The organism is Alcanivorax sp. HI0044 (assembly GCF_001634945.1).
Map to the genome: position 1 here is coordinate 1 of NZ_LWEZ01000804.1, position 538 is coordinate 538.

The following is a 538-nucleotide window of genomic DNA, read 5'->3' on the forward strand; positions in this document are numbered from 1 at the left end:
ACCGCCACCACTTCATGCTTGGTCCATTGGTCCAGCGCGATAATCAGCGCCGTCAGCCATAACCAGGATAGCTGGCCAGGCAGCCGTTTTTTTGCACTGTCCGGCATCTGGCGTCCGGCACTCGACGTATTATCAGGCATAGTGTCGCACCTCGCCGTCACCATCCACATTGGTGATACAGCGCCCACACAGCTCCGGATGATCAGCGTGGCTACCTACGTCCGGCTGGTGATGCCAGCAGCGAGCACACTTGCTGTGATCCGAGGCCAGCACCTGTACTTTCAATCCCGCCACAGCAGTGTCTTCCAACTCTGCCGGGGCTTCTGCCAATGGCTTGAGCACAGCGGCAGAAGTAATGGTGACAAAACGCAATTCATCGCCCAGACGCTGTAACAACGCACTCTGCTCAGAGTCCACAAACAGCACCACCTCAGCGCTCAGGCTACCCTTGATCAACTTGGCAGCACGGGCCCCTTCGATGGCCTTGTTCACTGCCTGCTTGGCGTCCTGCACCTTGTCCCAGAACACCCGGCCCATA

1 protein-coding gene is annotated in these 538 nt (G+C 58.2%); it reads right to left on the reverse strand.

What is annotated here, in order from left to right:
- Nucleotides 1–132 precede the first annotated feature (132 nt).
- On the reverse strand, nt 133–538 hold a 406-nt coding region (locus A3730_RS09615), incomplete at its 5' end, for a zinc finger domain-containing protein (RefSeq protein WP_063537993.1).